The organism is Paenibacillus tianjinensis (assembly GCF_017086365.1).
In the GTDB taxonomy this organism is placed as follows: Bacteria; Bacillota; Bacilli; order Paenibacillales; family Paenibacillaceae; genus Paenibacillus_AQ; species Paenibacillus_AQ tianjinensis.
Map to the genome: position 1 here is coordinate 1443930 of NZ_CP070969.1, position 20184 is coordinate 1464113.

The 20184-nt window shown below is 47.6% G+C and carries 13 protein-coding genes and 3 pseudogenes; 12 read left to right on the forward strand and 4 right to left on the reverse strand.

Annotated features, from left to right (window positions below):
• Window positions 1-160: 160 nt before the first annotated feature.
• From JRJ22_RS06375 to JRJ22_RS06405, 7 genes are all read left to right on the forward strand, one after another.
• Window positions 161-5272, forward strand: coding sequence for a glycoside hydrolase family 66 protein (locus JRJ22_RS06375; RefSeq protein ID WP_206103718.1), 5112 nt, complete (start codon window positions 161-163; stop codon window positions 5270-5272).
• Between the two features lie 120 nt (window positions 5273-5392).
• Window positions 5393-7144, forward strand: a complete 1752-nt coding sequence (locus JRJ22_RS06380; RefSeq protein WP_206103719.1) for a sensor histidine kinase — start codon at window positions 5393-5395, stop codon at window positions 7142-7144.
• Window positions 7145-7147: 3 nt separating this feature from the next.
• Window positions 7148-8758: a response regulator transcription factor gene (locus tag JRJ22_RS06385; RefSeq protein ID WP_206103720.1), complete on the forward strand. Its 1611-nt coding sequence runs from the start codon at window positions 7148-7150 to the stop codon at window positions 8756-8758.
• 75 nt (window positions 8759-8833) lie between these two features.
• The gene (locus JRJ22_RS06390; RefSeq protein WP_206103721.1) at window positions 8834-9763 is read left to right on the forward strand and encodes an ABC transporter permease; all 930 of its coding nucleotides are present in this window, start codon (window positions 8834-8836) and stop codon (window positions 9761-9763) included.
• A gap of 12 nt (window positions 9764-9775) precedes the next feature.
• A complete protein-coding gene (locus tag JRJ22_RS06395) occupies window positions 9776-10654 on the forward strand; it encodes a carbohydrate ABC transporter permease (protein ID WP_206103722.1) in 879 nt (292 codons plus the stop codon).
• Window positions 10655-10736: 82 nt separating this feature from the next.
• Window positions 10737-12311, forward strand: coding sequence for an ABC transporter substrate-binding protein (locus tag JRJ22_RS06400; protein ID WP_127601938.1), 1575 nt, complete (start codon window positions 10737-10739; stop codon window positions 12309-12311).
• 129 nt (window positions 12312-12440) lie between these two features.
• Entirely contained in the window at window positions 12441-14072 is a 1632-nt protein-coding gene (locus tag JRJ22_RS06405; RefSeq protein WP_206103723.1) for a glycoside hydrolase family 13 protein, read from the forward strand.
• Between the two features lie 58 nt (window positions 14073-14130).
• Here JRJ22_RS06405 and JRJ22_RS06410 read toward each other — a convergent pair whose 3' ends face one another.
• A complete protein-coding gene (locus tag JRJ22_RS06410; RefSeq protein ID WP_206103724.1) occupies window positions 14131-15030 on the reverse strand; it encodes an AraC family transcriptional regulator in 900 nt (299 codons plus the stop codon).
• 130 nt (window positions 15031-15160) lie between these two features.
• On the opposite strand from JRJ22_RS06410, the gene JRJ22_RS06415 reads away from it, so the two are divergent.
• Both JRJ22_RS06415 and JRJ22_RS06420 read left to right on the forward strand, forming a co-directional pair.
• Window positions 15161-16210, forward strand: a complete 1050-nt coding sequence (locus JRJ22_RS06415; RefSeq protein WP_232381047.1) for a Gfo/Idh/MocA family protein — start codon at window positions 15161-15163, stop codon at window positions 16208-16210.
• A gap of 15 nt (window positions 16211-16225) precedes the next feature.
• On the forward strand, window positions 16226-16954 hold the full coding sequence (locus JRJ22_RS06420; RefSeq protein WP_206103726.1) for a ThuA domain-containing protein: 729 nt from the start codon (window positions 16226-16228) through the stop codon (window positions 16952-16954).
• Window positions 16955-17058: 104 nt separating this feature from the next.
• Here the strand turns inward: JRJ22_RS06420 and JRJ22_RS06425 are convergent, their stop codons facing one another.
• On the reverse strand, window positions 17059-17475 hold the full coding sequence (locus tag JRJ22_RS06425) for a MerR family transcriptional regulator (protein WP_206103727.1): 417 nt from the start codon (window positions 17473-17475) through the stop codon (window positions 17059-17061).
• 121 nt (window positions 17476-17596) lie between these two features.
• Here JRJ22_RS06425 and JRJ22_RS06430 point away from each other — a divergent pair, with 121 nt between their 5' ends.
• Window positions 17597-18646 (forward strand): NAD(P)-dependent alcohol dehydrogenase, encoded by a 1050-nt coding sequence (locus JRJ22_RS06430; RefSeq protein WP_206103728.1) that lies wholly within the window; start codon window positions 17597-17599, stop codon window positions 18644-18646.
• Window positions 18647-18880: 234 nt separating this feature from the next.
• On the opposite strand, the pseudogene JRJ22_RS06435 reads toward JRJ22_RS06430, so the two are convergent.
• Window positions 18881-19009: pseudogene (locus JRJ22_RS06435) on the reverse strand (CD3324 family protein); the annotation flags it as partial.
• A 79-nt stretch (window positions 19010-19088) separates the two neighbouring features.
• Window positions 19089-19658 (reverse strand): annotated as a pseudogene (locus JRJ22_RS06440) (aldo/keto reductase); the annotation flags it as partial.
• Here JRJ22_RS06440 and JRJ22_RS06445 point away from each other — a divergent pair.
• Together JRJ22_RS06445 and JRJ22_RS29670 are read left to right on the forward strand one after the other, a co-directional pair.
• On the forward strand, window positions 19650-20099 hold the full coding sequence (locus JRJ22_RS06445; protein WP_206105002.1) for a MerR family transcriptional regulator: 450 nt from the start codon (window positions 19650-19652) through the stop codon (window positions 20097-20099). The pseudogene JRJ22_RS06440 and the gene JRJ22_RS06445 sit on opposite strands and share 9 nt — an antisense overlap.
• A pseudogene (locus JRJ22_RS29670) lies at window positions 20089-20157 on the forward strand (IS66 family transposase); the annotation flags it as partial. The gene JRJ22_RS06445 and the pseudogene JRJ22_RS29670, both read left to right, overlap by 11 nt.
• Between the last annotated feature and the right edge of the window lie 27 nt (window positions 20158-20184).

Below are 20184 nucleotides of genomic sequence, written 5' to 3' on the forward strand. Positions count from 1 at the left end.
GGATACTTTTTACTCATTAAAGTAAACGTTTACGTTGATATGGACATCCTCCCTGAAAGATGTACCTCCCTGAAACATGTACCTCCCAAAAAGCCAACATCCGTGTTCAGTCTTGGCAGCATGGTGTCTTCTCAAATTATGAGTATGAAGGAGCGGTCTTATGGTCAGGAAACAAGCAGTTCTATTTCTTTGTTTCGTGCTGTTGCTGGTTCAAACTTTTACAACAGGCTATGCCCGCAGTGGAACGGCTAAGGCGGAGCCAGCGGGTGAGGTGAATCCTAAAATACTAAAGATGGTGCCCTCAAAGGCCCGGTTCGCTCCGGGTGAGTCCGCAGAGCTGATCTTAACCCTGGATCAATCTGCCGATTGGAGCGGCAAGCTGCATTTGCAGATTTACCAGCTGAATACGCTGATTGCCGAAGGCAGCAAAGATCTGACGGTTCTGCAGGAAGGAAGCAACATGCTTACCGTGGGCTGGACACCTCCGGCTGAGGATTTCCGCGGCTATACGGCAAAAGCTTGGATCGAAGGCGCTGCATCGACGGATTATGTAACCGCAGCCATAGATGTATCTAGTGATTGGACGCATTTCCCGAGATACGGATATGTGGCGGATTTCCCGCAGGAAACGGCGGAAGAGAGTGATTCCAAGCTCAGAGAATTGTCTCAGGACTACTACATTAATGCTTACCAGTTCTATGACTGGATGTGGCGTCATGATGTTTCGGTTTATTCCAAAACAGATGAGAACGGACAACCGCTGACAGATGCGGACGGAAATTTTATCGATGAAGATATTAACGCGGATACACATTATACAGATCTGCTGGGGCGTTCGCTGTATCCCTTGAGCGTTAAGCAGCAGGTAGAGGCTGCCCAGAAATACGGCTCTGCAGCCATGGCCTATCAAATGAATTATGCGGCGCGTGAGAACTATGAAGATTTCGGCGTGAGCCCGGAATGGGGACTCTATAACAGTGCTCAGCTAGACATAAATAATCCGCAGAAAGACCAAAACGGCTATACCTTTGATGTGAACGGGAAGACAACCTCTCTGTTCCTGCAAGACCCGGGCAACAAGTTCTGGCAGGATTATATTACCAGACAATTTGACCGTTCCATTAACACCTTCGGGTTCGACGGCATCCACCTGGACCAATGGGGAGCAAATGACAACAATTATCTGTATGACTATAACGGCAACAAACGTTACTATTCTCTGGATTATACCCAGCTGATTAACTCGGTTAAAGACTCTTTGCTTGCAAATAATCCCGATAAGAGCAAGGTTACCTTCAATATGGTAGGAGGCAATGCCGAATACAGCGCTGTACCCGATCCGGATACGAAAACCAATTTCGACTACAGTGAGATTTGGCAGGACCGCAACCATTACCGCGATATTCAGAAGGTTGTGGAAGATACCCGGAAGAAAGACGGCGGCAAAGCAATGGTTATCGCCGGCTATATGAACTATAAGGAGGCTACAGGTCTGCCGACCCGGGGTACGGAAGCGCTGGATGTTCCGGTAACGCTGGATTACCAGTCCCGGATTGCCAAAGCTTACGGCTGGGTAGGCAACTTTGGACGCAAAGATACGGATGCGGTGACGTTTACGGTTAATGCACCCGCTGACGGTCTGTATACGCTTGCTCTGAATTACGGGCAGGGCAATGGCTCCGGTTCTCCGGAAGGCAAGCTGATTGTTAACGATGAAATTGCTGCGGCAGCCATTCCCTTTGAAGCTAATACAGGTTGGGGGAATCCGACTGCACAAGCTACGGTGGCAGCAACGCTGAAGAGGGGTGAAAATTCAGTTAAACTGACGCTGAACACCAATAACCTTTGGCTTAATCTCGCGAGCCTGGAGGTGCAGGGCCAAGGGATTAATGAACGTTACGAGGCGGTAGATGCCAAGCTGGATACTGTAATTGTGGATCAGTACAGCCATGTGTATTATTTTGATACCGCAGGTGATTATGTGAAGTTCCAGGTGAACGTTCCTGCTGAAGGGGATTATCCGCTTGGGTTCAGCTATGCTTCGGATTGGCAGGATGTGAAACGTGAGCTGCTGGTTAATGATGTGCCTCAGGGAGAGCTGACGTTTGCCGGTAGGGGAACATGGGATAAATTCTCCGAACGGAACAATCTGCAGACTGTTCATCTGGAGGAAGGCGATAACACGATAACCCTGAAGGCCTCAACAAATGATCTGGGTATCAAGCTCCAATATATGACTGCCGGCACACAGAAATACTACGCGATGTATGCGGATATTCCGCAAACCAACAGCATGAATTACAGTGAGAGCAAGACGGATAATTTCGGACAAGCCGGGCAGACGGTCACCTATAATGTATATGCAGACCATCCGCTGGACACGATTACGGTCCTGTATCATGGAGATAATGATCCTGTAATGTCGGTACTGGTGGACGGGGAACCGGCGCCGCAGGCGCAGAATATCACGTTTCCCAAAACAGCGGGCGGCTGGAGCGGCACCATGCAGCCCCTTGAATTGTCAGTCCCGCTCCAGCAGGGGTACCATAAGGTTACGCTGAAGATGGAATCAAGCGGACAATATACCAATGTTGGCGGGATTATCGCCGGAGGGTACGAATACAGTACAGGCAGCGCTGAAGTGACAGGAGGAGTTGTTCCTTTAACCGGGTATGCCTCCGACTTCAATAATGTCAATGACCGTGTAGCGTTCACAGTGAATATAGGGCAGTCTGGCCTCTATGATCTCGGCTGGATTTATCAAAATGATGCCCAGGGAGCAGTGACCGTTAGCCGCAGCGTTTATATTAACAATGGTACAGGAATTCCAATAAGCTTTGCACCAACTACGGGCTCCGGATGGGAAGAGGCGGCGGTGAACGGCATCCGGCTGGCAGAAGGTGATAACACCATTATTATTAAGATGCCGGAAGGTCAGGACAGCGGGATCAGGCTGGATAAGCTGAACATTACCTTATCAGATGCTCCAGACGCTGTAACCCGCAGCTATGAAGCTGAAAGTACAAACACGGAGTCACCGTTCTCACTCTATAAGGATACCGTGTTGAATTTTGGCGAAGTAGGCCAGCAGGTAACCTATCCGGTGAACATACCTCAATCGGGGGAGCAGAGTCTGATCTTTACTTATTCCAATCCGGGCGGCTTAACCACCCGTTCAGTTTATATTGACGGGGTGCGTGCCAAGGACGAACATGGCAAGGAGCTGAAGATCGGATTGGATGGCACGGACAGCATTGAGAAGTACAGCGGAGACGGCTATGTGATTATTCCACACATGGAAGCGGGAATTCATACCGTTACCCTTCGTATGGAACCGGACGATATTGCCGGAACGATCCGGCTCCGCGGAGTAACGGCGGGTTATTTCAACGAGCCGTCCGTACGGCTGATGGATGCCGGGCTGGCATCAATGGGGGCTACACATATTGAACTGGGAACGGCTGAGCAGCAATCGGAAGGCCCGAACATGCTGGCCCATGAATACTATCCGAACCGCAGCAAAAAAATGCTGGCCTCCACCAAAGAAGCCATGCAGGAATACTATAAATTTAATGCAGCCTATGAAAACCTGCTATTCCGCAGCACAGCCGATTCATCGGTAACGGTATCCGTCGAGGCCGATGGCGGCAAACTGGCAATAAGCAAAGACGGAATGGATAATACCCTTTGGGCAACCGTCCGAAAAAATGATGCGAATCCAGGCTTTGAACGATATGACGTGCTGCATCTGATCAATTTGCTTAACAATGACAGCAACTGGCGAAATGCAGCCAATGAGCCGGCGGTTCTCCACTCATTGAAAGTATCATACGATATCGGGATCACAGAGAAAGAAGCACCGGATCTGAAGGTCTATGCTGCTACACCGGACGCCGGGCATGGCCTGTCACAGGAGCTGGAGTATTCCTGGGATGGCGACAATCTGCTCATTGAACTGCCTTCTCTGCAGTATTGGACAATGATTTATATCGACAAAGACCCGGAAACAGTAAAAGTACAGCCTATCTTCAGCAGCGAAGAACCCGGTCTTCCAACCCAGGCACCGGCTGTAACCGCAACTCCAACACCGGCAGCTACTGCTGCACCGGGATCATCGGGAAGCAATGCCGGGAACTCCGCTACGCCAACTCCGGCAGCAGCGAAAAGAGAGGCCCTTGTCTTGCAGGCTAAGGACTTAAGCGTGGCGGCCAATGGGAACATTTCAATTGCGGTCAATGAGGAGAAGTACAATCGGATGCTCATCCCGGTTTCCGCTGTAGAGGGATTGCAAGGAGAGAACCTGCTGCTTCAAGGAAATAAGTTCACTCTGCATTTCATGCAGGACCATATCCTTCAGCTTCTTGAAGCGAACAAAGGGAAACTGACAGCTGATTCGAACATTCAAATTACATTTAACAAGATCGAGCCAAAGGATGCTTTTCTTCCGGACGGGAAGCCCTGGATTTCCGCTGGACCGGTCTATGAATTTGAATTCGGAGTGACGACGGCAAACGAAGGCGTATCCAGACTTGATTCTTTCAGAAGCCCAGTGCAGCTCACCTTAAAGCTTGACGATCTTGCTGGACAAGGGGAACTTAATGATTTGCTGGGGATCTACTCTTTCCTGGAACCGCTCCGGAAGTGGGATTATGTCAGCAGCAGAGCAAATACAGCAGCACAGCAAATCAGTGCGGACCTATATCACTTCAGCCGTTATACCCTATTCGCTTACGACAAATCATTTACTGATGTACCTGCGGAGCATTGGGCGTTCAAGGCCATTCATACCTTGACGGCGAAGCATGTGATTAGTGGAATGACAGAGAATACATTCGTCCCCTCGGCGAAGATCACACGCGCACAGTTTGCAGCATTATTGGTCAGAGCGCTTCAATTGAAGGCTGACCGTCCTGTACCGTTTACGGATGTTGCTGCAGACAGCTGGTATGCGGATGATATTGCTGCTGCTTATCAGGCAGGTTTGATTACCGGAAGAAGCGGTGAACGATTTGCGCCTGATGAACGGATAACGCGGCAGGAGATGGCTGTGATGCTGGCAGGGGCATTTTTAAAGGCTGGCGGTACCGACCGGTCGGCGGAGTCATCGTTAGCCTACCGGGACAGTAATGAGATTTCAGCCTGGGCACAAGCAGCGGTTCAACTGGTACAATCGGCCGGTTTGATGAAAGGTTATGCCGATGGAGCCTTTGTGCCTGGAGCTCATGCTACCCGGGCAGAAGCGGCACAAGCCATTGCGTATTTGTTAAAATAGAGCAACAGAAGTTAACTTATGCCGTTCAAGGGTCACCAAGGTGGCCCTTTGAGTCGGCTTCTATTTAAAGGCCCCACTTTGTGGGGTTATTTTACTGTCAGGTCACAGGAAGGATGCATTATGAAGAACAAAAAAAATTCGCTGGGTGTAAGGCTTGTTCAACTGTTTGCCGCTATAACGATTCCTCTGCTCACTGTGCTTTTTGCAGGGGGGTACTATGCCAAGCAAAATGTTCTGGATCAGGTATCCAGATCCTATCAGAACCTGGTGAGCTCCAATCTGCAAATGATGGAGAGCAGCCTCGGGGATATTACGATTAATCTGGTGGATATTGTTGATCATGATGAGAACTTTTTAGAGCTCACTTCCCCGGGGCGGACAGATTCCGAATACTTTTTTGCCCGCATGGGGCTTATGCAACGAAATCAAGCCTATCAGGCCTATTATCATAGCGTCGACATGTTCTATCTATACTCCAGCGTTAACGATACACTGACATTGTCCAATGTACTGGGAACGACAGAAGATTATATGGATAAAGTCCGGGCATCGATTACAGAGACGGTTCATAAGACGGATCAATTAGAATCGCTCCGGTATAAATGGACCCTCGTTAAGATTGCAGGAGATTACTATCTAAACCGGATAGCAGGCAATGATCTGGGCAGTCCCGCCTATATCGGCGCACTTATCCGAATCGACTCCCTGCGTTCACCGCTGGGCAATCTAAACCTGCAATCCGGCGGGGATGTGCTAATCGTGGATAATAACGGGAATATCTTGACCAGTTCTTCAGAAACAATGGGATATAATTTCAAGCTGCCGCGTGAGGAGCTGAGCCGGAATGCTTCGTTTTCCTTTTCGCATGAAGGCGTTAAATTATTCGTTGTGTCCAGCCAGTCAGCGACTCTGGGAATCAATCTTTCCGTGGTCATCCCCGCTTCAGAACTGCTTCAAGGCCTGAATATCTTCCAGATGATTATTAATGTGCTTCCCTTTTTTATTTTGATCATTCTGCTGGTCTACTTGTATTATTTTCGCCGCATGGTCATCCGTCCGATTCTGGATTTACTGGGGGGAATCCACCGGATAAGAAAAGGTTCTATGGAGACCCAGCTTCCGACTTCTAACCTCTTAGAGTTTCAAGCGCTGAATCAGGCATTTAATTCTATGGTTGTTGAAATACAAGATTTAAAAATTGATGTCTATGAGGAACGGTTACATGCGCAAAAAGCAGAGATGAAGCATCTGCAGATGCAAATTAATCCGCACTTTTTCCTGAATACGCTCAATATTGTTTTTCAGCTTGCCGATCTGCAGCGATATGAACTGGTGAAAAAGACGGTGCGCCATCTGGTGCAGTATTTCCGCTTTATGCTTCAGGTGAAGGAGAACAGTATAACTTTAGGACAAGAAATGGAGCATCTCCGCAATTATCTTGAAATTCAAAAGATGCGCTATCAGCAATCTTTCGATTTCCGGATTACCGTAGCCGAGGATCTTAAAAGCGCCGTTATACCGTCCTTGATCATACAGCCCTTTGTAGAAAACGCCATGCTTCATGGCATAAGTTTAAAAACAGAGACGTTCACTCTGGATCTCTCGGCAGTCCGTTCTGAAGAAGCGAATGATACCATGATTGTTGAGATTTCGGACAACGGAAAAGGGAGCAGTCCCCAGAAACTGCAGGAGTTAAATGCTCCTGATTACACGCCGGGAACTGAGGAAGGTCATATCGGGATCTGGAATGTGAAACAGAGGCTGGCCATGAGATATCAGGGGCGTGCCGGCATTCACTTCAGCGGGAATAAGCCGTCCGGATTCCGGGTGCGCCTGATCCTGCCCATTGAATATACAGAAGGAGAACGATAAGCGATGCGATTATTGATTGTGGATGATGAACAATTTGCTGTAGAGGGCCTTCTTTACTGCTGTAACTGGAACGAGGCTGGAATTGAAGAGGTTGTGACAGCTAATAGAGCAGACAGAGCCAGAGAAATAATAAATGAAAAAAAGATTGATCTGCTGATATGCGATATTGAAATGCCCGATGAAGACGGGCTTTCGCTGGTTGGCTGGGTGAAAGAACACTCGCCCTGGACGGAAACCATCTTTCTGACTTGTCATTCCGAATTTTCCTATGCCAAAAGAGCAGTTAACCTCGGGAGCTTCGATTATCTGCTCAAGCCAGTTGATACAGCTGAACTGTTGTCTGCCGTATCGGGGATGATTGCAGCTGTCCGTGAGAAAGAAGAGTACGAATCTTACAATAAAATGTACCATAAGTATCTTAATCTGTGGCAGCAAGAGAAGCCGAAGCGTGTGGAGCGTTTCTGGCAGGATTTGTTGTCCCGCAGCATTCTGTCTTTTGGAGATTTTTTCGAACGGGAGCTGGCAGGCGCCGGCGTGGGGTTAGAGCCTGCTGATCTGGTGTTGCCAATCCTGATCAGTATTGAAAATTGGAATAAACCCTTAAGCCCGCGTGATCAGGAGATTATGGAATATGCCGTCAAAAAAGCGGCGGCAGAATTCTTCACTGAGGAGTACCAGGGCGAGGCCGTTACGGATAAACACGGGGTTTTGTTCATTCTGCTGTATGCCAAAGGCGGGAAAGCCGGGAAGCCTGGTATTCAGCAGCTCACAGCTGCCGGACAGCATTTTATTAAGGCATGCCAGGATATGTTCTACAGCATAGTAACCTGCTATGTCGGCTCGTTCAAATCCCTTCAAGAGCTGCCGGGAATGTGCGAGAGCTTAAAGACAATGGAGCGTGACAACATTTCCCGGACACAATCGGTGCTCCTATACATCCCTCAAGACCAGGTGCCGCTGTCCTCAGAGTCGGAAGGTATAGAACTTGATGATTTAGCTGCTTATATGCTAACCGGAAAACGGGAATCTGCTGTGCAGTTTATCCATAACCTGACTGAAAAATTACAGGCTGATCCATGCTTTCAGGGAAGACATTTGGACGCATTGCATCAGGATACGCTGCAGATTATATACCACTTCCTGCAGGTCAGAGGAATTAATGCAGGCAGTATAGCCAAGTTTACAGATTGGACAAGCGCCCGCATCCGGGGTCTGGCTCAATACAGGCATTGGGCAGAAGGAATGGTATCTGCCGTTATGGAAGCAGAGTTCGAACGGCAGGAAAAAGGGGGCGTGATTGAGCGGTCCATCCGCTACATTCAGCACAATGTGGAAGTAGAGATATCGAGAGATATTGTCGCAAATTATGTGGGATTGAATCCGGCTTATCTCTCCAGGCTATTCAAAAAAGAAACAGGCCAAAGTCTCATCGATTTTCTGATTTCAGTTAAAATGAACCGTACCCGCGAACTGCTGGACACTACGGATCTGCCGGTAAGTGCGATAGCGCAACAGGTAGGATATAGTAATTTTTCGCATTTTACCAAGATGTTCCGCAAGCAGTTTGATGTCAATCCCCAGGAATATCGTAAAGTCACAAAACGAATAGACTGAGGTTATAAAAACGGCAGAGCAGCTGCAGGCAACTTCTTATAATGAAGACATAACCCAATGAGAAGGTGTGGAACTATGGCTTCGGAAAAAGGATTGAAACGGAAAGGCTTTTGGAAGTACAGGGCCTTAATTGTTCTGGCACTGCCTGGTGTGCTGCTGATGTTAATCAATAATTATCTTCCCATGTTTGGGATTTTTCTGGCCTTTAAGGATCTGAATTATACGGACGGGATCTGGGGGAGCAAGTGGATCGGACTGGATAATTTCAAGTTTCTGTTTGCTTCAAATGATGCGTGGGTGATCATCAGAAATACGTTGCTGTATAACATCAGCTTTTTAGTAATCAATACCTTATTGGCTGTGCTGTTGGCCCTTATGCTTAACGAGGTCAAAAATAAATTCGCCTCCAAGTTTTTTCAGAGTACAGTGATCCTGCCCAATTTTATATCCATGGTCATTGTCGGCTATATTGTCTACGGGTTTTTAAATCCGGAACTGGGCTTCGTCAATAAATTCATCCTGGAGCCCTTTGGGCTCGAGCCTAATAACTGGTATGCGGAAGCACGGCATTGGCCTTATATTTTGACTATTGTCAACACCTGGAAGGGTGTAGGGTATTCGGCAGTGGTTTACTTGGCAGCGATTGTCGGAATTGACTCCGAATATTATGAAGCTGCTGTCATTGACGGGGCAAGCCGCTGGAAGCAAATGACGAAAATTACAATCCCGTTGATTGCTCCGATCATTATCATCATGACCTTGCTGGCGATTGGCCGGATTTTCAACGCTGATTTCGGTTTGTTTTATCAGGCGACAATGGCATCCGGGATGATTAAAGAGACAACGGAAGTTATCGATACTTATGTATACAATGCGTTACTGGTCACCGGCGATACGGGACTTGCCTCCTCGGCAGGGCTGCTGCAATCCGTTGTCGGCTTCACGCTAGTCGTGACTGTCAACCTGATTGTCCGTAAAGTCAGCAAAGAAAATGCCCTATTCTAAAAGGAGATCAATATGAATTCCAAAAGAACCAATCCCGTCATCATTATTGTTCTGACCTTGTTTAGCCTGGCGTGCCTGATCCCGTTCTGGCTCGTGCTTATGATATCGCTCGCTGACGAAGACTGGGTAACCGTTCATGGCTACAGCTTCTGGCCGGGTAAATTCAGCCTTGTCGCTTATCAGTATTTAATTGAAGATGCCGAGAAAATATTGCGGGCCTATGGTGTGTCTGCTCTGGTAACGATCACCGGTGTGGTGGTCAGCTTGTTCGTGACTTCGGCAATGGCCTATGCGTTATCAAGAAAAGAGTTTCCGCTCAGGGGGGCTCTGAGCCTCTACATTTTGATTACGATGCTGTTCTCGGGTGGTTTGCTGCCCTGGTATCTTGTATACACCCGCTTTTTACATGTTCAGGATACTTTAATGGCCTTAATCATTCCTGGCTTGATTGGCGGCTTCAACGTTATTATCATGCGGACCTTCTTTACGAACAGTATTCCGCCTTCTCTGATTGATTCGTCGCAGATTGACGGTGCAGGAGAATTCCGGACCTACTTCAGCATTATTCTGCCGCTGTCCCTGCCTGTTATGGCGACAATCGGGCTGTTCACCACCGTATCCTACTGGAATGACTGGTTTACAAGTTTGGTCTTCATCCAGAATGAGAAGCTGTTCTCTCTGCAGTATTTGCTGACCAAGACCTTAATGAACGCTTCATTCCTGCAGACGATCGCCAATAAGGCCTATAGCTCCACCGCCCAGGTTACGACACCGCTTGAATCTATCCGTATGGCCATGGCAATGATTGCGATCGGTCCTCTGGTGCTGGTGTTCCCGTTCCTGCAGAAGTACTTTGTAAAGGGTCTTACCGTAGGCGCTGTGAAAGGCTGATTCCGGCATTATGCCGGATTAGTATATGCTGACAATGGTTTCAAAGGGAAAAATAGAAGAATTCCAGGGAGGTCTACTATTTATGAATTGGTTAAAAAAGAGTTCTGCTGTGCTGGCAGCACTGATGCTGACTTCAGTCGTAGCAGCCGGTTGCGGCGGAAATAACACAGCAAATTCACCAGCGGGTTCAGCTGAGCCGGAGGGGGCAGCCAGCACGGGGCTTAAGCCTTACGAGGTTGTGATGGTATTCCCCGATGCGCCTCAAAAAGACAATCAGCTGGTTCAGGATGCGATGAATGATTATCTGAAGCAGACTTATCCGGAATTGAATATGACGGTCAAGCTGAATCCCATTGATTGGGGGGCTTGGAGCGATAAAACGAATCTGATGATGGCTTCCGGTGATAAAATGGACCTGCTGTTTACGGCGGATTGGCTTGGCTTCCAGCAACAGGTTACCAAAGGGGGACTGCTGCCGCTTGATGATTTGCTGGCCAAGTACGGTCCTGATATCGAAGCTGTAGAGAAGGATTACCACGAGCCGGCCAAACGCGACGGCAAGCTGTACGGTATTCATACCCATCAGGAGCTGGGCGGCACGCAAGGTGTTTACTTGAACAAAGAGCTTGTGGACAAATACAGCTTTGATCTGACTGCACTGAAGTCCGGTAAAGTCGAGGATCTGGAGCCTATGCTCCAAACCATAAAAGAGAAAGAACCGGGGATCACGCCTTTGGTGGCACCAAGCTTTCCGCTCGAAGCTTACTATTCATCCGCGAATCTGGACTCTATTGTAAGTATCGCTGCAATTAACACCGTAGGGACAGCGGCTGATGATTATACAGTCATCAATTCATTCACCACGCCCCGCTATATGGAGCTTGCGAAGCTGACCAACAAATGGTACAAGGCGGGGTATATTAACAAGGATGCACTGACCCCCGGTTTAGATGCCTGGAAGAAAATGCAGGCCGGTAAAGGGTTCGCTTTTGTAGGTGATATGGACATTCTGGCTGATATGGAGATTGGTAAAGCTGCGATCTCACCGAATGGTTCGATCAAGGCAGGGCGTGAAATGCTGCAGATTCCTCTTAATATTGACCGTCTGCAGACCGGAAAGATGACAGCAACCATGTATGCGATTTCGAAGAGCTCAGAAGATCCTGAACGTGCAATGATGCTGCTTAACCTCTTTTATAAAGACAAGGAATTGCTGACCCTCTTTAACTTCGGAATTGAAGGGAAGCATTATGTGCTGCAAGATGGCCAGATTGCTCTGCCGGAAGGTCAAACAACAGACAGCGTCGGCTATTATCATGATATTATGTGGCAAATCGGCAATCAGATGCTTAACTACACCCGTGTAGGAGAAGACCCGAATAAATACCAGAACTATGAAAAATTCAATCAACAAATTTCTTCGAACCCTTCCCGGATTTTCGGATTTGTCTTTGATCCGGAGCCGGTTAAAAATGAACTGATTTCAATCGACAATGCCAATAAAACCTTTGTAGACGGGCTGAAGTCCGGTCAATTGGATCCGGAAGAGGTTGTCCCTAAAATGCTGGAGAAACAAAAGGCAGCAGGAGCCGACAAGGTGATTGCAGAAGCACAAAAACAGCTTGATGCCTGGCTTAAAGAAAACGGCAAGAAATAGGCGGTGCTCCATTACTGAATTTATTTGTTAAACGAATCTGTCTGACAAAGGGGCATAATCCTTCGGTTATGTCTCTTTTCATTTTTGGTTTATAGTTATAGATAAATAGAACATATAGGAGTGATTGCATTGAGTAATACGAAATGGTGGCAGACAGCGGTTATCTACCAGATCTACCCTAGGAGTTTTCAGGATAGCGACGGAGATGGGATCGGCGATCTCCGGGGAATTATCAACAGATTAGACTATCTCGGGCAGCTTGGTATTACCGCGATATGGCTTAGTCCCGTTTATAAGTCGCCAAATGATGATAACGGCTATGACATCAGTGATTATCAGGATATTATGAGCGAATTCGGAACAATGGAGGATATGGATGAATTAATCGAACAAGCAGGGCACCGCAACATCCGGATTATTATGGATCTGGTGGTCAATCATACTTCGGATGAGCATCCATGGTTCATTGAAGCCCGCAAGGGAAAAGACAATCCTTACCGGGACTACTATATCTGGCGTGACCCGGTGAACGGCGGAGTTCCCAATTCCCTGCGTTCCACATTCAGCGGTTCGGCCTGGGAGCTTGATGAAACGAGCGGCCAGTACTATCTGCACTTGTTCAGCCGCAGACAGCCGGACCTGAACTGGGAGAACCCCAAAGTCCGGCAAGAGGTATGGGACATGATGAATTTCTGGCTGGATAAAGGGGTCGGAGGATTCCGTATGGATGTGATTGATCTGGTCGGCAAAATACCGGATCAGGAGATTACAGGAAACGGCCCGAAGCTGCATGAATACCTTCAGGAAATGAACCGGGAGACGTTTGGCAAGCATGATGTTCTGACCGTGGGGGAGACTTGGGGGGCGACACCGGAAGCGGCTAAGCTGTATTCTAATCCGGACCGTAACGAGCTTTCCATGGTATTCCAGTTTGAACATATCGGTCTGGATCAGCAGGAAGGCGGAGAAAAGTGGGATTTGAAGCCGCTTGCTGTAAGTGAATTAAAACAGGTGCTGGCGAAATGGCAGACGGAGCTGGGGAACGAAGGCTGGAACAGCCTGTTCTGGAACAATCATGACTTGCCGAGGATTGTATCCCGTTGGGGGGATGACGGACGGTACCGTGTGCAGAGCGCGAAGATGTTCGCCATTCTGCTGCACTTAATGAAGGGCACACCTTACATTTATCAAGGCGAAGAGCTTGGAATGACTAATTATCCGGTTCAAGAGATCAGCGAAGTGCAGGATATAGAGAGCATCAATATGTATCATGAACGGCTTGCAGGCGGATATGCCAAGGAAGAGATTATTCATTCCATTAATGCCAAGGGCAGAGATAATGCCCGGACACCGATTCAATGGGATACTACCCCTAACGGGGGATTCACAACCGGAGAGCCATGGCTGCCTGTAAATCCGAATTATACAGAAATTAACATGAAGGCGAACCTGGAGGATCCGGATTCAGTGTTCCACTGCTACCGGAAGTTAATCGAACTGCGAAAGAACAATCCGATCGTTGTATGGGGTGATTTTGAACTGGTGACGGGTGTGCCGGATCAAGTGTTCATGTATTACCGCCGGTACGAAGGTCAGACCTGGCTGGTAACCGCCAATTTCAGCAGGGAGGCTGTAGCGCTGGAGCTGCCCGGTTTCGGTCAAGCCGGGGAATTAATCATCGGAAACTATTCCAGAGAAGACTTAGACTTTAGACAATTACAATTGCGGCCGTACGAGGCGTTCGCCGTTAAACTTTTGTAGGCTTTAACCCCATCCGGGGCAACATCGGGTACACCTGATGCTGCCCCGGTTTTGTTCTTTAATGGGATTCTTTTACCTGGCCCCGTATCTCTTTGTAATACTGTGAAGGTGTAACTCCAACAATCTTCTTAAACACTTTGCTGAAATAAAAAGGGTCGTCCAAACCAGTCAAATAGCCGATTTCACCAAACGGCAGATGCGTGGCTTCAATCAGCTCTTTCGCATGATTGATCCTTACGCGATTGACATAGCGCATGATGCTCTGGCCTGTCAGCCTGGTGAAGACGCGGTTCAGATAGTCATAATTGCAGTCAAATTCCTGCGCGATCCCCTGCCCGGTAATTTTGTCTGTATAATGCTCGTGAATATAGTCCAGCAGGGCATGGACTTTAATCAAGGGCTTGGTATTGCTGCCCTCATGATTTTGAAGCGCTGCAATGAAATGCTCGCGTGACACCTCGATAAGCCATTCGGTAAATTTCAGGGCAGTTAGTCCGCGGTTGAAATATTTTCTTCTATATAACATCAGCATTTCATTCATAGCTTGAATAGAGAGAGACAGAACGTTTTTGGACAAATTGTAATGTTTCGGAAAATGGCAAATGAAATCGCCTCCTTCGGTTTGCTGCGTTTCCTCCTCCAGAATGAAGCGTCTGGCCATTGTCAGCAAATCCCCCGCCTGTGCGAAGCTTATATCCTGATGCTCAAAATGAATAAAGTAGTAATCGCAGACATGTTTTTCTGTTCCCTCATGCTCTATATTCGGCTCCAGTAAAAGGATATCTCCCTTTTTTAGAATATAATGAATTCCTTTCTCTGTAAGGTGAAGTTCTCCGCTTTTGATGAAATAGAGGACATGCTCGTTTGTTGTTCTTTTAAAATGAATCCAGGGCTGCTTGTAGGAAACGAATCCCATCAGCTTGATTCTTGGCAGCATTTCGGTATTGACAGCAAACACATTTACGCCCCCTTAAGGAAAAGAAAAAGTAGTTTTTGTACAAAAAGGGTATCTTTCAGCCATGTTCGTTTATTCTAGCACAAACTATACTTTAAATGTGTTACAAACGATATTGATAAGAGGCAGGGTGGTGCAGTTGGCAAAACTGAAAGTCGGTGTAATTGGTCTCGGCGGCATATCTGACATGCATATTTCCGGAATTTTAGCGAATGAAGAAGCGGTCTTGTGGTCGATTTGTGATTGTAAGGAAGAAGTGCTGGCAAGCCGGGGAGAGCAATATAAGATCCCGGAATCAAGAAGGTACTTGGATTATACAGAAATGCTGGCAGACCCTGAGCTTGAGGCTGTAAGTATCGGTACGCCCAACTATAACCATTATGAAATTGCCTGTGAGGCCATCAAGCAGCAAAAGCCGTTTGCTCTGGAGAAGCCGGTGACGCTTGATGAACGGGAAGCTGCCGCACTGCGTGATCTGCTGAGTGAGACGGATTTACCGCATATGATCTGTTTCAGTTACCGGTACAAGCCGGCGGTAAGGTATGCAAAATGGCTGATCGATCAAGGGAAATTAGGTGCAATTAAACATGTTTACGGCCAGTATTTGCAAGGCTGGGGGCTAAGTGAGCAGGTTCCGCTGGTCTGGAGATTCCGCAGGGAGCTGTCCGGTTCAGGCGCGCTTGGAGACCTGGGTTCGCATTTGCTCGATCTTCAGCGTTTTCTTGTAGGCAATGTGGAACGGGTAATGGCAGATGCCGGAACGATTATCAAGGATCGGCCTTTGCTTGAGAGTGATGGGAAAGGAGAGGTAGATGTCGATGATTTCTGTCATGTGCTTGCCAGGCTTGACGGGGGGATCTCGTCCACGATGGCAATCTCCAGATTTGCATTCGGCAGGGGAAACTTTCAGCAGCTAGAAATCTTTGGGGACCGGGGAGCGGTGCTGTATAACCTGGAGGAAGAGGATGTTCTACACGTTAAATTAGCTGAAGATGGTGATGAGGTATTCCGGAAAGTAGAGATTCCTGCAGAATTTCAGGTGGATCAAATGACAGCGTTCATTAATCTGGTAAACGGACATGGTGACGGATACGATGCCACTATGGAAGACGGCTATGTAAACCAGCATGCGATTGATTCAATCCTAGTCTCATTAAAAGAACAACGGTGGATTTTCATCTAACAAGGGGGAAATATCATGTCTACAATCAAAGTCACAGTCTGGAACGAATATCGTCATGAAAGACACAATGAAGAAGTTAGAGCTGTATATCCGGAAGGGATTCATACGGTACTGGCCAATTATTTGAATACTACAGAAGATATGGAGGCACGAACCGCGGTTCTGGATGAACCAGAGCATGGTTTGACCAGTGAAGTACTGGAGCAAACGGATGTACTGCTATGGTGGGGACATTTGGCCCATGACGAAGTAAGTGATGAAATTGTGGAAAAGGTACGGCAAAAGGTGCTGAACGGCATGGGATTAATTGTGCTTCATTCTGGACATAACTCGAAGATATTCCATGCTTTAATGGGTACCAATACAGGCGCCTTAAAATGGCGTGATGACGGCGAGAAGGAGCGGATCTGGGTCATTGAACCGGGCCATCCAATCGCCAAGGGACTTGGAGAGTATATTGAGATTCCAAAGGAAGAAATGTATGGCGAACGTTTTGAGATTCCGGCACCCGATGAGCTTATCTTTATTTCCTGGTTCGAAGGCGGAGAAGTGTTCCGCAGCGGCTGCTGCTACAAGCGCGGACAGGGTAACATCTTTTACTTCAGACCCGGGCATGAGACTTTTCCGGTCTACTATCAGCCTGAGATTCTTCAAGTCATCAGCAATAGCGTCCGGTGGGCAGCCAAAAGCAGTCTTGCCACAGTCTCATACGGGCGCGTTGCCCCGCTTGAGCTGATTCCTTAGAACGATAAAATAGTACCACTAATTGAGGCATACCGCCGGGTATGCTTTTTTTCTATTCTATCATCACATATTTTTAAGGCATCTTGTGTTTTTAAATAGCGAAGCTAGTGAGGGGATGAACTTTTTGCTTTATTGTTCTTATGAACAGCTTCCGTCCCGCTATCCACGGCAGTCTTGTAGTACAAACATTTATGTTCTATGACTTCCATCGTTTTTTTTAATTCTTCCATCTGTGCTTCTACGGAAGCTTTCCGCTCCAGGAACATGTCATATCTTTGCTGCAGGGTGGAATCTCCTTCAGAGCACCACTCAATAAAATGTTTAATTTCCTTAATCGGCATTCCGGATGACTTCAGGCATTCAATTACTTTTAAAGCTTCTATATCCGATTCCTTGAACACGCGTTTTCCGCCGGAGCTCCTCTCTATTAAAGGCATAAGACCTTCCTTGTCATAGTAACGCAGGGTATGTGGTGTCATGTTAAAGTATTCTGCCACCTCAGTTATGGAGTATGTTTTCATCCTGAATCTCCAGTCTCAATTGTATTTGTGCTTGACTTAGAGTTAACTTTAAGTAATAACATATGTTTTGTAAAGTCTGAATTGCGGATTTTAATATAATAACTAGAAGAGAGGTTACACTATGATAAAAGTTAATGCACGTGCTACATTCAGCCAGGAAGGTCCGTTCAAGCTAACCACCATTGAGCGCCGGGATCTTCAGCCGCACGATGTTCTTATTGAAATTAAATATGCCGGGATCTGCCACTCGGACATTCATACAGCCCGCGGGGAGTGGGGGCCGGTCAAATATCCGCTCGTTCCAGGACATGAGATCGCCGGGATTGTCAGTAAGGTCGGTTCCGAAGTTACAAAGTATTCCGTTGGTGACCGGGTAGGGGTGGGTTGTATGGTTGACTCCTGCGGAGAGTGCAGTAGTTGCCATAAAGGCGAGGAGCAGTATTGCCTGCATGGAAATACGGGCACTTATGGAGCGACCGACCGGTACGGGCACTATACGCAGGGCGGTTATTCCACCCATATCGTAGTAACAGAAGATTTCGTAGTCCGGATTCCTGATGCTATTCCGCTGGATGCCGCTGCACCACTGTTGTGTGCCGGAATCACTACCTATTCACCGCTGCGCCATTGGGGAGCCGCTCCAGGCCAAAAAGTAGCTGTTGTGGGTCTTGGCGGACTTGGACATATGGCTGTGAAGATCGCTCATGCCATGGGAGCTGAGGTTACTGTGCTGTCACAGTCACTGAAAAAGAAGGAAGATGGCTTGCAATTAGGTGCGGACCATTATTATGCGACTAATGATCCGGGGACATTCAAGCAGCTTGCCGGTTCGTTCGATCTGATTGTAAATACTGTAAGCGCGCAGATTAATATCGATGCCTATCTTTCGCTCCTGGCGCTGGATGGTACATTAGTCAATGTCGGTGCGCCTGCTGATCCGTTGGCTGTTAATGTATTCTCGCTGATCGGTCAACGCCGTTCATTCGCCGGATCCATGATTGGCGGCATTCGTGAAACGCAGGAAATGCTCGATTTCTGTGCTGAACACAATATTGCATCTGAGATCGAGGTCATTTCTGCCGACCAGATTGATGAAGCATGGGAGCGTGTGCTTGCTTCAGATGTCCGTTACCGGTTTGTCATCGATATCAGCACGATGGGGAACGAATAAGGGAAGCTGAAGATCAAGAATAGGGACTTGATACAGGTGGATCAGACAGAATAGCCTCATAAATGAAGCAGCGGCGCAGTAAGACTTTTCAATCAAAGTCTCAAACTGCCCGCTGCTTTTAGTATTCAACTCAAGTCAATCCAAAAGCTTTCAGGACCTAAGGGTTTCATCGATGAATAATCACTCACTGTCCCCTGGCCGGGCTCATGTCCTAATACAGATTTCCAACCAAAATGAAAATATTCCCCAATTCTCATACTCTATTTCCGGCTTAGGAATATACAGGGTCTCTCCTTGAATATATTTTTGGATTTCCATGATAAGCTCTTTTGGTAAAACCTTTGAAGTATTTCTATGTTTCACGTTGCCCGCCTCTTTTTTCAGTCTTTAAAAATAAGGTGCAAAGCCTCTATTTATAAAAGCTTATTTAGCGATGATGAGGTTACAGGTCAACTCTCCAGCTGCCCATCATCTTGGCGACTTGCGGATCGTGGTACGATAGGAATAGACTTTCCCGCGTATCGAGAGCAGAGATTTGTTCAATATCTCCCGTGCTCAGCTCAAAATCAAAAATGTCGAAGTTTTCTACGATCCGCTCTTTTCTCACCGATTTTGGAATAACCACGACTTGACGCTGAACAAGCCAGCGCAACACGACCTGGGCGACGGACTTGTTGTGTTTTTCAGCGATTGAAGCCAGCACTTCGTTACCGAACATGTTGCCCAGTCCTTCAGCAAACGGGGCCCATGACTGGTGCTGAACGTTCTGCTCTCTCATAAAAGCGGCGCTCTCGACCTGCTGGAAGAACGGGTGCGTTTCGATCTGGTTGACTGCAGGAACGATTTCGTTATGCATGATGAGATCCATCAGACGGACAGGGAGGAAGTTGCTGACACCAATCGCCCTGATCTTGCCTTCGCGGTACAGCTCTTCCATCGCACGCCATGCGCCGTAGTAATCGCCGAACGGCTGGTGAATCAGGTACAGATCGAGATAGTCGAGCTGCATACGGTCAAAGAAGCCGCTATGATTACGGGGCTCACTGAGCACGCCGTCCGCTTTTACACGGATAAAGGTCTGGTGCCAAGCGTACAGCGTAGTCATAATAATGTTCGGATGTTCGACGAAGAATCGATTAACTGGCTGCATGGTGTCAAATGCCTCAAACAATCCGGTATGCCGATTGAAGTCATTAAAATATACATCGACCTCTGCCTTGAAGGGGACTCTACCATTCCGCAGCGCTGCGCTCTTATTATGGAGCATAAAGAAGCAGCACTCGTTAAACTTGAAGAAGCCAAACGGCACATTGCCCATTTGGAACAAAAAACCGCTCTGTATCAGGACATCCTGGAGCACCGCTCTCCAGACACAACCAATCCCGGGAACTGGGACAAAATCCAGCATATGCATGGTGATGTGTTTTACTCACCCTCTGTCCGGAAGGCTTGAGATCGATAACAATCACAGCGAGAGGTCGATCAAGCCGTTTGTCATTGGGAGAAAATCCTGATTGTAACTAATACTGGCCCTCATC